12 protein-coding genes are annotated in these 13,965 nt (G+C 54.5%); 8 read left to right on the top strand and 4 right to left on the bottom strand.

What is annotated here, in order from left to right; all coding sequences use genetic code 11:
- Positions 1 to 26: 26 nt before the first annotated feature.
- Both CWE12_RS02280 and metG read right to left on the bottom strand, forming a co-directional pair.
- Positions 27 to 1,241 (bottom strand): class I SAM-dependent rRNA methyltransferase, encoded by a 1,215-nt coding sequence (locus CWE12_RS02280; protein ID WP_126788049.1) that lies wholly within the window; start codon positions 1,239 to 1,241, stop codon positions 27 to 29.
- Positions 1,241 to 3,265 carry a methionine--tRNA ligase gene (gene metG / locus CWE12_RS02275; protein WP_126788048.1) on the bottom strand — a complete coding sequence of 675 codons (2,025 nt, stop codon included), beginning with the start codon at positions 3,263 to 3,265 and terminating at the stop codon, positions 1,241 to 1,243. The genes CWE12_RS02280 and metG overlap by 1 nt, the downstream gene beginning before the upstream one ends.
- Before the next feature lie 68 nt (positions 3,266 to 3,333).
- Here metG and apbC point away from each other — a divergent pair, with 68 nt between their 5' ends.
- The 3 genes from apbC (at position 3,334) to CWE12_RS02260 (ending at position 6,453) form a co-directional block, all read left to right on the top strand.
- Complete coding sequence (gene apbC / locus CWE12_RS02270; RefSeq protein WP_126788047.1) at positions 3,334 to 4,347, top strand: iron-sulfur cluster carrier protein ApbC; 1,014 nt, start codon at positions 3,334 to 3,336, stop codon at positions 4,345 to 4,347.
- 74 nt (positions 4,348 to 4,421) lie between these two features.
- Positions 4,422 to 5,009 (top strand): dCTP deaminase, encoded by a 588-nt coding sequence (dcd, locus tag CWE12_RS02265; protein WP_126788046.1) that lies wholly within the window; start codon positions 4,422 to 4,424, stop codon positions 5,007 to 5,009.
- Positions 5,010 to 5,199: 190 nt separating this feature from the next.
- Positions 5,200 to 6,453: a gluzincin family metallopeptidase gene (locus CWE12_RS02260; protein WP_126788045.1), complete on the top strand. Its 1,254-nt coding sequence runs from the start codon at positions 5,200 to 5,202 to the stop codon at positions 6,451 to 6,453.
- A 163-nt stretch (positions 6,454 to 6,616) separates the two neighbouring features.
- Here CWE12_RS02260 and CWE12_RS02255 read toward each other — a convergent pair whose 3' ends face one another.
- Positions 6,617 to 9,352 (bottom strand): M14 family metallopeptidase, encoded by a 2,736-nt coding sequence (locus CWE12_RS02255; RefSeq protein ID WP_126788044.1) that lies wholly within the window; start codon positions 9,350 to 9,352, stop codon positions 6,617 to 6,619.
- The gene (locus tag CWE12_RS02250; RefSeq protein ID WP_126788043.1) at positions 9,349 to 10,257 is read right to left on the bottom strand and encodes a gluconeogenesis factor YvcK family protein; all 909 of its coding nucleotides are present in this window, start codon (positions 10,255 to 10,257) and stop codon (positions 9,349 to 9,351) included. The genes CWE12_RS02255 and CWE12_RS02250 overlap by 4 nt, the downstream gene beginning before the upstream one ends.
- A 123-nt stretch (positions 10,258 to 10,380) precedes the next feature.
- Here CWE12_RS02250 and waaA point away from each other — a divergent pair, with 123 nt between their 5' ends.
- From waaA to CWE12_RS02225, 5 genes are read left to right on the top strand one after another with little or no spacing between them, the layout of a single operon-like run.
- A complete protein-coding gene (waaA, locus tag CWE12_RS02245; protein ID WP_157981908.1) occupies positions 10,381 to 11,730 on the top strand; it encodes a lipid IV(A) 3-deoxy-D-manno-octulosonic acid transferase in 1,350 nt (449 codons plus the stop codon).
- Entirely contained in the window at positions 11,727 to 12,479 is a 753-nt protein-coding gene (locus CWE12_RS02240) for a 3-deoxy-D-manno-octulosonic acid kinase (RefSeq protein WP_126788041.1), read from the top strand. The genes waaA and CWE12_RS02240 overlap by 4 nt, the downstream gene beginning before the upstream one ends.
- Positions 12,476 to 13,000, top strand: a complete 525-nt coding sequence (locus CWE12_RS02235) for a DUF192 domain-containing protein (RefSeq protein WP_241984113.1) — start codon at positions 12,476 to 12,478, stop codon at positions 12,998 to 13,000. Before CWE12_RS02240 ends, CWE12_RS02235 begins: the two co-directional genes overlap by 4 nt.
- 10 nt (positions 13,001 to 13,010) lie before the next feature.
- Entirely contained in the window at positions 13,011 to 13,427 is a 417-nt protein-coding gene (locus tag CWE12_RS02230) for a hypothetical protein (RefSeq protein ID WP_126788040.1), read from the top strand.
- 11 nt (positions 13,428 to 13,438) lie between these two features.
- The gene (locus CWE12_RS02225; RefSeq protein WP_126788039.1) at positions 13,439 to 13,963 is read left to right on the top strand and encodes a YgjV family protein; all 525 of its coding nucleotides are present in this window, start codon (positions 13,439 to 13,441) and stop codon (positions 13,961 to 13,963) included.
- Positions 13,964 to 13,965: the final 2 nt, after the last annotated feature.

Genomic DNA, 13,965 nt, shown 5'->3' with positions numbered 1-13,965 from the left:
ATAAACCCGAAACCGTAAATATGCTATCAACCAACCAACCTCACCACCAACCCCTTCAAATACAACCCTTCAGGGTAGGGCAGTGACACTGGGTGGTCGGCGGCCTGGTAGGTGCGGTCGATGATTTGCATCTCGCGGCCTGCGTCGAGTACGCCATCGGCGACGACTTTCTGGAATAGCTCGGTGCTGAGTAAGCCTGAGCATGAGAAGGTCATCAGTATGCCACCTGGGTTGAGTAGTTTAGCTGCCAAGCGGTTGATGTCTTTGTAGCCGCGGCAGGCGCGTGTCAGGCTGGCTTTGGAGTCGACGAACTTGGGTGGGTCGAGCACGATGACGTCAAACTTCTCGCCACCCTTGTCTTCGGAAAGGTATTCACGCAGTAGTTGGAACACATCACCTTGCACGTGCTCTACGTCAACGTCGTCCAGACCGTTTAAGGTTAGATTGCGCTTGGCGATATCGAGCGATGGCTGTGACATATCCAGGTTGCGCACGAAGCTTGCTCCTGCGGCGGCGGCATACAAACCAAATCCGCCGGTGTAGCTAAAGCAGTTGAGTACGCGTTTGCCTTTGGCGTACTTCTTAATCGCCTGGCGGGCGTCGCGCTGATCCAGGTAGTAACCGGTTTTGTGGCCTTTGACGATATCCACGTATAGCTTCAATCCGTTCTCTTCAATTACCAGCTCTTCTGGCACGTCGTTCTTGCCGTGGGAACCGCCATGCAACACACCGGTAACCTGCTCTAAGCCCTCTTTTTTGCGCACGTCGACGTCTGAGCGCTCATACACGTTGTGCTCAGGGAACACGCTGCGTAGCGCCTCAACAATCACGCCGCGTTGCAGTTCGGCACCGGCGGATAACAGCTGGCAGACAATCCAGTTGGCGTATATATCGATGGTAATGCCCGGCAATGCGTCGGACTCACCTGCAATTAAACGATAGCCGGTGGTGCCTTCAGGCAATACCGCCTGGCGCATGCGCAGCGCTCGTTCAATGCGGCCTTTGAAGAACTCAAAGTCCACTTGCTCGTTGGCGTCAAAGGTCCAGATGCGCCCGCAAATTTGTGAGTGCGGCGAGTAGGCGGCGCGGCCTAAGAAGTTACCGCGCGTGTCGAGCACCTCAACGGTGTCGCCAAGGCCTGGTTTGCCTTTAATTTTCGCCACAGCGCCGGTAAATACCCACGGGTGCTTGCGCAGCAGGGCTTTTTCTTTGCCCTGCTTAATAATCAGTTGTCCGGCCATTAACTTACTCGCATCCCAGGCTCGGCACCGTCGTGCGGGTTCATGATGTAAATTTCTTTACCGCCCGGGCCTGCTGCCAGCACCATGCCTTCAGACATACCAAAGCGCATTTTGCGAGGCTTGAGGTTGGCGACCATCACGGTGTGCTGGCCAATTAAATCTTCCGGGTTGTAGGCTGATTTAATGCCGGCAAACACCTGACGGGTTTCGCCGCCTAAGTCTAAGGTCAGCTTTAACAGCTTATCCGCGCCTTCAACGTGCTCGGCGTTGGCAATTTTAGCCACGCGCAGGTCGACTTTGGCGAAATCGTTGAACTCAATTTCTTCGCTAATCGGGTCATCGGCCATATGCGGGTTGGCCGGTGCCTGTTGGGCTTGCATCGCTTCTTTTGAGTCTTCGATCATCGCTTCAATCTTCTCCATTGGCACGCGTTGCAGCAGCGCCTTGAACTTACTGATTTTGTGGCCGGTCAGTACTTGTTTAGCGCTGTCCCAGGTAAAGTCGTCGTTTAAGAATTCCTGTGCCTGCTTGGAAAGCTCTGGCACCACAGGGGTCAGGTAAATCATCAGCGCACGGAACATATGAATGCCCATAGAGCAGACGTCCTGCACTTCCTGCTGTTTGGTTTCGTCTTTGGCGAGCTGCCATGGCTCTTTAATCGCAATGTATTCGTTGGCACGGTCGGCGAGGGTCATGATGTCGCGCATCGCGCGGCTGAATTCGCGCTTTTCAAAGCTCTCGGCAATGCTGTCGGCGGCGTCGGTGAACTGTTTGAGCAGCTCAGGCTCGGCCACGGTGTCCGATAACTTGCCGTCGAACTTCTTGGCGATAAAGCCTGCACAGCGGCTGGCGATATTGACCACTTTACCTACTAAGTCAGAGTTCACGCGCTGGGCGAAGTCGGTCAGGTTGAGATCGAGATCGTCAATGCGTGAGGTCAGTTTGGCGGCGAAGTAGTAGCGCAGGTACTCTGGGTTTAAATGATCCAGGTAGGTGCGCGCCATAATGAAAGTGCCTTTGGACTTCGACATTTTGGTGCCGTTGACGGTGATAAAACCGTGCGCCCACACATTGGTCGGCTGGCGGAATTGCGCGCCTTTGAGCATCGCAGGCCAGAACAGGCTGTGGAAGTAGATAATGTCTTTGCCGATAAAGTGGTACACCTCAGCTTTGCTGTCTTCCTGCCAGTAGTCGTCAAAGTTCAGGCCGTTCTTCGCACAATAGGCTTTAAAGCTACTCATGTAGCCAATTGGCGCATCGAGCCAGACGTAGAAGTATTTGCCCGGCGCATCGGGGATTTCAAAGCCAAAGTACGGTGCGTCGCGGCTGATGTCCCACTGTTGCAGGCCTTGTTCGAACCACTCGTTGAGCTTGTTGGCCATCTCGTCCTGCAAGGAACCTGAACGGGTCCAGGCTTTGAGCATGTCGCCGAAAGCGGGCAGGTCGAAGAAGTAATGCTCGGATTCACGCAGTACCGGGGTTGCGCCTGACACCGCGGATACCGGGTTTTTTAAGTCGGTCGGGCCATAAGTAGCGCCACAGACATCGCAGTTGTCGCCGTACTGATCTTCAGCGCCGCAATCCGGGCAGGTGCCTTTCACGAAACGATCCGGCAGGAACATTTCGCGCTCAGGGTCGAACAATTGCTCGATGGTGCGGGTCTGGATATGACCGTTGTCACGCAGGCGCGTGTATATCAGCGACGCCAGTTCGCGGTTCTCTTCCGAGTGGGTTGAATGATAGTGATCAAAACTCACTCCGAACTCGGCAAAATCGGCCTGATGTGCGTCGCTCATTTGCGCTATCATTGCCTCAGGGGTAATGCCAAGTTGCTGAGACTTCAGCATAATAGGCGTACCATGAGCGTCATCGGCACACACGAAGTGGCAGTCATGACCACGCATTTTCTGATAGCGAACCCAAATATCGGCCTGAATGTAGCCTAGCATGTGGCCTATATGGATCGGGCCGTTGGCGTAGGGAAGGGCGTTGGTCACCAGAATCTGTCGTTTTGTGTCTGCCATGAATCTTCTCAATCAGGTTAGGTTCGTTTCGATAGGCGACATCTTATCGAAATTCAGCAGGGGTTGCTATGTCAGATGCACTGAAAGCGCACTGTGGCGCGTTACGCAGCGAAATATTTAGTCAGGGTTTCTTACCAAAGTGGTTGCAGGTTGACGGGGACAGCATTGCGTTGACCTTACCATTTGCCGCAGAGCCTGAAGCGAGGCGCTTAATTGCGGATGATACCGAGTTAAACCAGTATGACTGGAGTATCACCACCACGGTTGAAGCCTTGCCGCAAAGCAAAGGGGCCGGGCAGGCGTCTGCGGCTAGGAACGTGATTGCGATAGCCTCAGGTAAAGGGGGCGTGGGTAAATCCTCGGTTTGCGTTAACTTAGCGCTGGCTCTGGCCCGTACCGGCGCCCGGGTTGGAATTCTGGATGCGGATATTTACGGCCCGTCGCTGCCAACCATGCTGGGGAACCAGGACGCGAAGCTGACTTTCACCCCCAACCGTAAAATGCTGCCGCTGCAGCGCTTCGATATGCAGGTTAATTCGCTGGGGTATTTGGTGGATGCGAAAGACGCGACGGTGTGGCGTGGGCCAATGGCAAGCGGTGCGCTGCAGCAACTGTATAACGACACCCAGTGGCAGGAACTTGATTATCTGCTAATTGATTTACCGCCGGGTACTGGTGATGTGCAACTGACTCTGGCGCAGAAACTACCGCTGACCGGTGCTGTGGTGGTGACCACGCCGCAAACGGTGGCACTTAACGATGCTGAGAAGGGCATTGCGATGTTCCGCAAAGTGGATGTACCTATTTTGGGCGTACTTGAGAACATGAGCGGCTTTGAGTGCAGCGCCTGCGGCAAGCTGGATGATATTTTTGGCCATGACGGCGGCGCCATGGTGGCAAGTGAACAGTCAGTTCCTCTGCTTGGTCAGTGGCCGTTGTTAAAGGCATTGCGCCTGAGTATGGATGAGGGCGAGCCGCTGGTGTACCATCAACCGGAGCATCCCTACAACGAACGCATTATGCGCAGCGCACAGTTGATGGCGAGTAGCGCCTGGGAGCTGTTGCATGAGGCGGCCGAATAGGGCGCATGCGCTGCTGCAACAGACAGCAAACAAAGAACAATTAGAGTTTTAAACCACCGGAGAGCACTTCAGATATGCGATTAACCGATGCCCAAATAGAACAAGAACTAGCCAAGGGCACCATTGCCATTGAGCCTGCGCCCGAGAGCCGCAACATCAGTGGGGTGACGGTGGATATTCATCTCGGCAACGAGTTTCGGGTATTGCAGGATCACGCGGCGGCTTACATTGATTTAAGTGGCACGCGCGATGAAATTAATAACGCGATTGACCGGGTAACCGGCGACGAGATTATCCTGACTGAGAAAGACCAGTTCTTTATTCACCCGGGCGAATTCGCCATCGCGGTGACCCATGAGTCGGTGACGCTACCTGCTGATATGGTCGGCTGGTTAGACGGTCGCTCGTCATTGGCTCGTTTAGGTCTGATGGTGCACGTAACCGCACACCGGATTGACCCGGGCTGGTCAGGGCAAATCGTGCTCGAGCTGTTCAACAGCGGCAAATTGCCATTAGCACTGCGCCCGCTGATGAAAATCGGCGCACTCAGCTTCGAAACCCTAAGTGAGCCATGCGAACGCCCCTACAGCGCCCGCAAAGACGCCAAATACAAAGACCAGCGCGGCGCCGTCGCCAGCCGCATCAGCGCCGACGGCTCGTAAACGTTCTGTAGGGCATGCTGTGCATGCCGTTAAATATCGCTCGGTGGCATGCACAGCATGCCCTACGTTGGATATGGCGTGTTGGCATGCGCAGCATGCCTTACCGTACCTTTTTAACGGTTGTACACGGAACAAAACATGGCATAGGACAGGGTGTTTATAACCATAAATTAACATCGGAATGGATGCCATGAACAACGCTTACCTCGGCGCCAACGCCATAGCTATTGCATTAGCCCTTGCCTCAGGCGTGCTTTACGCCCAAGAACCAGCCTACGTAACTGATGTAAGTTTCAATCACGCAACCAGTCAGGTGGATGTGGAACTGTCTCTCACGATTCCTAAAGCAGTTGTCGAGAACAATCAGGTCACGTTGTTTCTCAATGGCAGCTTTGACGTTGCCTCTGTGGAAGGCGAAACGTTGGCGGGTCACTCAAGTGAGGCGTCCGCGCAGATTCCGCCCTGGAACGAGCATGTGCTGGAATTCGAATCTGGTTACGACACGCACAGGGTTAGCTTTAGCTATTCAGGCGAGCTCAATGTCGACGATGGCCACGGCAATGAAGTGTCGGATGAGCGAATTCACCTGACGATTGATTCTGCCTGGCATCCGATATTTGCCAATTTTGCTACGCCAATGCAGGGCACGGTCACTATTCAGCTGGACGATTCCTGGCGGGTGTATGCACCTGGCTCGACGACCAGAGCAGAAAATTGGGTACTGTTGGAAAGTGCATCGCCTCAGCTTGATGTAGCTTTCTTTGCCACGCGAAATGACAATGCGGTGGAAGAAAACGGGTTTACGGTCATCTACGACGACGCCAATACGCAGCTTGCTACCGAATTATCTTCAGTTGGGGCGACTTGTCTCGCTTCACTGAACGAGAAATTTGGTCAGAACAGGCCGTTAGATTCAGCCTCGCTGGTGCTTTTGCAGCGTCAGGGACCAAGTTTCGCGCGGGCTAACTTCTTATCGATTAACAGCAACAATGTGCAGCGACCACCGTTTGGCTATCAGTTGGTCTGTCATGAACTGGCACATAACTGGACCGCGATTGGTAACGTGATGTCGCATGACTATTGGATACCGGAGTCATTTGCAGAGCTGGTTGGCGCCCGCGAGATTCAATCTCAGTTTGGTGACGACGCCTTTCAGTCACTAAAGCAAAGCTGGCAGGAACGGGCTGATGGCACCGAATTTGTCTGGCGTGAAAATGTGCATCAGCGCGCCTCGCACCGGGTGAACTACGGGTTAGGGCCGTTGAAGCTGCTGCAGCTGGAAAATAGAGTGGGGGCGCAGACGTTCGATCAGTTTATTGCTGACTACATGACAAGCGACATTACAGAAACCATAGACTTGCTTGACTTACTCACCTCATTAACCAACTCAGAGACTGCAGCCTGGTTTGAGGACCAGCTGGCAACAGGAGAACTAAATGAATAACTTTTTTCGCTGTTTGATAGCGCTCGTCGTCTACGCCATTATTTCGCAGGTGACGGGGGTTTATCATAATGTCGTGACTGACCTAAACGACGTCCCACGGAACAAAAAACGGCCCCGAATGGGGCCGTTTGCATATCTAAACACTCTTAACCGAGGCTTGGCACTAACGCGTTGGCTGCGCGTGGGCGGCGCCACGGAAAATGGCGTTAAACAGCAACACCTGCATGCCATCCATGTAGGCGCGGTAGTTCGGCTCCTGCGTGAAACTGATGACCATGCCGCGGCCCTGAGGCTGAACCATTACTAAGGGTTTGTAGGCGATTTGCTCACGGTTCTCTTGCCACAGGTAGCCACTGGCCAGGACCTCATCGGGGCCTGCAAAATAAGCCACGTTGCGGCCATGATTGATGGTTAGCGGGCTATAAATGTCACGGCCGACAAACAAACTATGCACCTGTTCAGGCACTCCGGCGGTCAGCCAATGTTCTTGATCGACATTAACCCGGGCCAGTACCCCAGAGACCCAGTCCGGTGCTGCTTCGTGATCCTGAATGCGGTGGTTCAGCTGAGCGTCATTGGTAATCAGTTCGGCGGTATCACGGTTGATTCGTGCCACTTCTTCCGGCTGAACTTTGTTTTCAACCGCCGAGTTCAGCATCGGGTTTTCACCGTCTACTACAAAGCGGGTGGCGTTACCCAGAGTGATAAGGACACCGCCGTTTTCTACCCAGCGGCGAATGTGCTCACTGCCTTGTTCGCCAAATGCCTGGCTGTAGTCACCCGAAGCAGTGGCCGGCAGGATCAGCACCTGGTAACGGCTTAAATCGGCGCTGCGCAGCTGGGCAGGGCGAATGGCAGTGACCGGGTAGTTGCCTTCACGCTCAATCACGAAACGGGTGCTACCGGCACTGAGTACATTGGTAGGTTCGTCCCAGGCCATGGCAATGTTGGGTGCGTGCATGGTTTTGACGTTGGCTGAACCCACATTCGGGCCTTGTCGCATCCAGCTTGAATCAATGCCGGTGACTTCAGCGCCGGTGTCGCTGGCCAGTTGAGTGACAACCTCAGTCAGATCATCTGGATTACCAGCGCGGCTCAGCACCAGGCTACCAGAAGGGAAGCGTGCTTTGCTGTCATGAATAAACTCAAGATCACTGGAACGCACGCGTAAGCCTTGCTGGATTGCTGCCGAGAGGAAACGAACTGCATTCATATCGCCCCAGGGCACGATATAGCCATATTCCGCGTCCGGGTTTTCTACCGAGCCTGCGGCGATGCGTTCACCGCTAAAGGTGGTGCTGGCAACACGTGGTGCGCTTGCACAGGCTTCGACATCGAGGTTGAACATCAATGGCAGTGACCAGGCTGTGACATCGTAAATCTGGTCTGGCAGGTTGTTGGCCCGCAGCCGTTCCTGTTCTTCAATAAAGTCTTCATCCATCGGCACATTTTCATCCAGCAGGGTGCGGATCAGATGGTATGTAGGCTGCGCCGCATTGACGATATAAGCACCGGCCTGATAGTCAGTGCCGCAGGCACTGAAACCTTCATCGGCAACCTTAACCTCAATGCCTTGTTCGCTTAATACAGCAGCCAGCTTTTGATGGCCGGCGGCATCGCGGGTAGCCGGGAATACATAGCTGCGTACGTCACCGCGGCTGCCTTGTTCAATGGCGTTTTTGCGGTATTGGTAGAAACGTTGTTGCAGTTCATCGCCGCGTTCCGCCGCCAGCTCGATGCTCGACATAAAGGCGACGAAGTTCTGTTGTACGCCGTCGCCGTAGGTCAGGACTTCACCGTCGCGGGTGCGGAAATGGTGACCGCGGGCGGACCCCATTTCATAGGTCATCGAAATAGCGCCCTGATACAGCGGCCAGCTGGCTCCGTAACCGGGGTAAAAGGCATCGAAAATCTCGCGGGTGAAATAGTCGTAACCGAAATCGTCAAACCAGCCCGCATTGCTGCGCCCAACCCATTCCAACACTTCGCGCTGAGGCTCGGTAATATGCGGATTGAACGGATGGGCTTCGGGGCTGAAATAGTAGGGGAGATCACCACCCATTTCGTGTGAATCGATAAAAATCAGCGGGTAGCTGTTTAACAGTGCGTCGATACGACCACGGGTTTCTGGTTGGGTTAATGCCAGCCAGTCACGGTTCATATCGAACAGGTAATGGTTGGTGCGGCCGTTCGGCCAGGGCTCGTTGTGTTCAGCGGAAATACGGTCGGTCGACGGGTTCAGGCCAACCGTGGCGTAATAGCGGCTGACAAAGCGGGCGCGACCGTCGGGGTTCTGCATTGGGTCAATGTAAATCAGCGTCTCGTCCAGCAGAGAAGCAGTTCGCTCACTCTGATCGGCGAGTAAATGGTAGGCGGTTGCCATCGAGGCTTCGGCCGGGCTGATTTCATTGCCATGCACGCTGTTGGCGATCCAGATAGAAGCTGGGGTTTGCTCAATCAACGACTCTGCGTCGTCATCGTTCAACTGGCGTGGGTCGGCCAGTTGGCGCATATTGCTTTCGAACTGGTCAAGCTGACCCAGGTTTTCGGCGCTGGAAATTACCACATAGAACAACTGGCGACCTTCCCAGCTGGTCGCGTAGGGCAGCAGGCGAATGCGATCCGGATGTTGGTCGGCAAGGTGTTGATAATAGCGCTGAATGGCTTCAGGGGTAGAAACCTTGCTGGCTAACGGGTAGCCGAGAATGTCTTCAACGGTGGCGACCTGGTCGCTGTAATCGGAATCCGGAAATACCGGCAGGGTTTGTGCTGCCGCGCTGCTGATGGCGGCGGTGCCGGCCAGCAGACAGGTGCTTAATAAGGTCTTTTTGAGCGGAGAAAGCGTTTGTTTCAGAGGGGATGCTAAGGGCTTTGAAGTGCAATGGGCACGAGGTGTCATACGGCTGTCCTTTTTAATTTTGATAATTGGGCTAATGCCTTTTCAAGTGCTTGCAGTAAACTGTCTGGCTGATGCCGGTGCGGCATACCTGGCTCGGCTTCAACTCCGGTAATAACCGGCAGCGTGCCATGGTAGCCCTGCGGCTTGTTACTGATAATTAAATCGACCGGGTTGAGCCCCAGTTGATTGCTCATCCACTGCAATTTATCGTCGAGGCTGAGTTGACCAGCCGGACTATACTCTGCCAGCAGATTATCAATAAAAATTACCTTTGCGGGCGTTTCAGCGATAGCTCGCGTGATTTCTCCGACCAGCAGCGGTGGCATCACCGAGGTTAAAAAGCTGCCGGGGCCAATGATAATCAGGTCACTGTGCAGAATATGGCGCAGTACTTCGGGAGTTGCTTTAACCTGCGGCGAGAGTTGCAATCGGGTTGGCATGCGCGGTAGATCATCGACGCTGATTTCACCATGGCAGTCAAACTGCTCGTTGGTGGCGGCAATTAAATCGGTGGGCGCTTCGCTCATCGGCAGCACACGGCAGTCGACTTTTAACAGGCGGCTGAGTAGCTGAATACCGTCTAACGGGCGCGCGCTCAGTTCGTCCAGGGTGTAGAGCAGCAGGTTACCAAAATTATGGCCATGCAGAGAGGAGTCTGAATTAAAACGATAACTCAGTACTTCGGCGGCCAGTGGCTGATTGGAGAGCTGCGATAAGCAGTTACGGATATCACCCCAGGCAATACATTTGTGCGCCTGACGCAGTAAACCAGTGGCGCCACCGTTGTCGGTGGTCGCAACCACGCCGATAAGGCGATGGCGAAGAAAGGACAGCGTCGACATCAAACGGCCAAGCCCATGGCCACCACCAATCGCTGTTACTTTTCGAAGTTGTTGAATATGCATAATGTCATTGTACTTTTTTCCGGGGCCCATGCATAGAATTGCGCGGCGGCCTTTGGCATCATAGGCAGTTAACGAGGTGTATCGGCAGCAGCCGGCCTTTTATCAATAAAAAGAGAGTTGTCAGTGAAGTCACAACCCAGATCAGGGCGCATCCCAGGCGGATGGCTACGCGCCCTGTACAGCATCCTGCTTAGCTTTGCTTTACCTTTTATCTACCTGTATTTGTGGTGGCACGGGCGCAATAACCCGGGCTACCGTCAACGTTGGTCAGAGCGCGGATGCTGGCAAAAGGTTCCGCAAAGCGCTCGCGGCAGTTGGGTCTTCCACTGTGTATCGGTGGGCGAGTTAATGGCGGCAAAGCCGTTGATTGACCTTTGCCTGAGCCTGAATCCACAGCAACCTGTGACCGTAACCTGCACCACGCCGACGGGCTCGGAGCTGGTGCAACGTTGGTACGGCGAGCGTGTTTACCATTGCTACCTGCCGTTTGACACCCCCTTAGCGGTGCGCCGCTTTTTGTCGCGGGTACAACCGCGTGGCTTTGTTATTCTGGAAACTGAGCTGTGGCCGAATCTGGTCGCACAATGCCATCAGCATGGGATTCCGGTGGCGCTGGCCAACGCACGAATGTCAGCGCGTTCAGCGCGCGGCTACCACAAAGCAAGGGCACTGATGAAACCGGTGTGGCAGGCACTAAGCCTGGTCATCGCGCAGAATGAAGACAGCAGCGAACGCTTTAAAGCCTTAGGTTGTCAGCCGGAGCGGGTGCAGGCACTGGGCAATATTAAGTTTGATGTGCAGATCAGTCAGGCGGTACAGGCCGCTGTTGCCGAATTTAAACCACAACTTGGCGGGCGTCAGGTGATTACCGTGGGCAGTACTCACGAAGGGGAAGAGCGCATCGCGCTGGATGCCTTTAAGCAAACGCTGCAGGCACGGCCTGACAGCTTGCTGATTCTGGTGCCACGCCATCAGGAGCGTTTTGATGAGGTGGCGCGACTGGTTGCCGTCAGTGGCCTGCGGATGCAGCGACGAAGCGACCAGCAAGCACTGGCCGCTGATACTCAGGTACTGCTGGCTGATAGCATGGGCGAAATGCTGCTCTGGTTTGGGGTTTCGACCATTGCCACCATTGGCGGCAGTTTGATTGAACGCGGCGGGCACAACCCGCTTGAGGCGATGGCCTTTGGTTTACCCATTGTTTCCGGTCGACATGTGTTTAATTTTGCCGACGTCTATAGTCAGCTCGATGCGCGTCAGGCCGTACGTTGGGTCGATGACACCCAAAGCCTGCACGAGACCTGGTTAGGTTTACTGGTGGAACCTGCCACGGCACAGCGTTTGGGCGCCCAGGCACAACAACTGTTTGCCCGTCATCGTGGGGCCACAGAACGCAGTCTGGCGGCGTTAACCGGGCTGTTAGCGCGGTCTGAGCCGGGTAGAAAGCGCGCACAAAAGGACTCTGCACAATGAGCATCGTTGAGAACAAGGCACTACTAAAAGCACCGGCCAAAACCGCGCACTTTGAGATGACATACTGGCAACAGCAAGGCATGCTCAGTGGCTCGGCTGGCGGCCGAAACCTGGCCTATTTTATTGCCGCTGACAACGAGTTAAGTGACTTACCCATGGTGTTGCGCCATTATTATCGTGGTGGCATGGTCGGTAAGGTGAATCGCGACTGGTTTCTGCGCACTGGCGCAAAACGCAGTGTGGCTGAGTTTGAACTGCTAGACTGGATGCACGGGCAGGGACTGCCGGTGCCACGGCCGATTGCGGCGCTGGTGCAGAGCAAAGGGTTGTTTTACCGCGCCGACATTCTGATTGAGCGTTTGCCCTGTAACTCTGATCTGTTTGCTTATCTGTCGCAAAAGCCCTTGTCTGAAGCTGGCTGGGCGCAGGTTGGACGCGCGATTGGCGCGCTGCATCGGCAGCAGGTTTTTCACTCAGATCTGAATTGCCATAATATCTTGCTGGCCGACCCGGCTGAGAACGACACAGAGGTGCGGGTGTGGTTGATTGATTTTGATAAGTGCCACCGGGTGACAGAGTCTAAGCAACAGAACACGACATATAACGAGCAGTGGAAAAGCCAGAACCTGCAACGGTTGCTTCGCTCGCTGCATAAAGAACAGCAACGCATTGAACACTTTGCGTTTACTGAAACTGACTGGCAGGCGCTGATGAGCGGCTATCAGCAAGCTGGGGAGACAGCACAGTGAATTCGACACGACGTATAAGCCTGGCGAGTGTAATAGTGTTGGGCCTGGGCGGTAGTCTGGCCTGTTCAGCCAGCCTGGAAAGCGACTCTGTCCAGGAAATTGATCTGTGCCTTTATAGTCCGCAACAGGGCTCGGCTCAGGAACAGACAGAAATGGTTAAGGTTGAGCTGGCCCGTGACTTTGCAAGCCGCGCCCGCGGCCTGATGCAGCGCACAGAGTTAGACGAGCGGGGCGGTATGTTGTTCTATTACCTGTTTAGCGAACGTCGCGCGTTCTGGATGTATCAGACTCTGTTGCCGCTGGATATTGCGTATCTGGCCGCGGATGGCGAGATCCTGCAGATTGAAACGATGGAGCCGTGTGGCAGTGGCGACCCTGCACAGTGTCGCAGCTACCCCTCCGAGCAACCGGCTCGAGCGGCACTTGAATTAAACGCCGGGGCCTTCGCTGACTTTGGTATTGAGGTCGGTGATTATGTCTATGACCAGGAATGCCAGCAGTCGCCGTGGGATAACTGGTGAGGAGGATGCGATGAACACCCTACAGTCGGGTCTGATTTTTACAGTATCCTTGTTGCTTGCGGCCTGTACCACGACAACGCGCTCGGTGAATGAGTCACCGACTGACCCGGCTACCAGCCAGATCCCTGGCCAGCGCGACTCGGCCCGGAGCTCCGCCGGACAACGACAATCCTTTGATACCCTGCAACAGGACGATGTGGATCGACTTATTATTCGCGGGCAAACCCACAGCGGGCAAATCGCCAACTGGTTCGGGCGGCCCCATTCGGTAACCCGCAGTGGTGAAGAGGTTTACTGGAATTATTCGCATCAGTTTCGTGACGAAGGCCGCGGTCAGGCAGGGCTGAAGGCTCTTAATGTGCTTTTTAATCAGTCCGGGCTGGTGGTCGACTACGAGTTTCAGAACAATACCTTCGCCATAGAGTAAGGGTAAAAACCTTGGATTACGCGCTGCATCTGTTCGGTGCTTTGGCACTGATCGTCAACTTCATTGGCTACCGCCAGAATACGATTAATCGATATCGTTTGGTGTCCGCGCTGGCACTGCTGTTTTTAAGCTGGCATTTTTTCCTGCTCGGGGCGATGGCCGCGGGCATAACGCTGCTGTTAGGCGCGGTGCGCAATATCGTTGCGATGAAGTACCGTCAGCGTTGGATTCTGTATTTGTTCGTCCTGTTCAATGTGGTGTTTTGCCTGTGGGAGTGGTTTGTTATTGGCAATAGCGCGTTACTTTTTATCGCCTACGCCTCTTCGTTGGTCTTTACGGTCGGCTCGATCGTGCTGGAAAGTGCGCAGAGTATCCGTCGCTGGTTTATTCTCGCCGAAGGCCTGGGGCTTATCTATGCCGTAGCGGTCGGCAGTGTTTTTGGGGTGTTGTTTAATATCAGTAACTTCACCAGTATTTTTAGCAAGATGTATCAAGAGCGTCGGCATAAGGCCATAGAAAGCGCTCGTAAATTATAGGG

Origin of the sequence: Aliidiomarina sedimenti (assembly GCF_003986955.1) — a bacterium.
Classification (GTDB): Bacteria; Pseudomonadota; Gammaproteobacteria; order Enterobacterales; family Alteromonadaceae; genus Aliidiomarina; species Aliidiomarina sedimenti.
This window is presented reverse-complemented; position numbering and strand designations above follow the sequence as displayed.

Bases quoted from the DNA above. Each gene is read 5' to 3' on its own strand.
- apbC (WP_126788047.1), top strand. From the start codon at position 3,334: ATGTCAGATGCACTGAAAGCGCACTGTGGCGCGTTACGCAGCGAAATA.
- CWE12_RS02230 (WP_126788040.1), top strand. From the start codon at position 13,011: ATGAACACCCTACAGTCGGGTCTGATTTTTACAGTATCCTTGTTGCTT.
- CWE12_RS02260 (WP_126788045.1), top strand. From the start codon at position 5,200: ATGAACAACGCTTACCTCGGCGCCAACGCCATAGCTATTGCATTAGCC.
- CWE12_RS02250 (WP_126788043.1), bottom strand. From the start codon at position 10,257: ATGCATATTCAACAACTTCGAAAAGTAACAGCGATTGGTGGTGGCCAT.
- CWE12_RS02255 (WP_126788044.1), bottom strand. From the start codon at position 9,352: ATGACACCTCGTGCCCATTGCACTTCAAAGCCCTTAGCATCCCCTCTG.
- dcd (WP_126788046.1), top strand. From the start codon at position 4,422: ATGCGATTAACCGATGCCCAAATAGAACAAGAACTAGCCAAGGGCACC.
- CWE12_RS02280 (WP_126788049.1), bottom strand. From the start codon at position 1,241: ATGGCCGGACAACTGATTATTAAGCAGGGCAAAGAAAAAGCCCTGCTG.
- CWE12_RS02240 (WP_126788041.1), top strand. From the start codon at position 11,727: ATGAGCATCGTTGAGAACAAGGCACTACTAAAAGCACCGGCCAAAACC.
- metG (WP_126788048.1), bottom strand. From the start codon at position 3,265: ATGGCAGACACAAAACGACAGATTCTGGTGACCAACGCCCTTCCCTAC.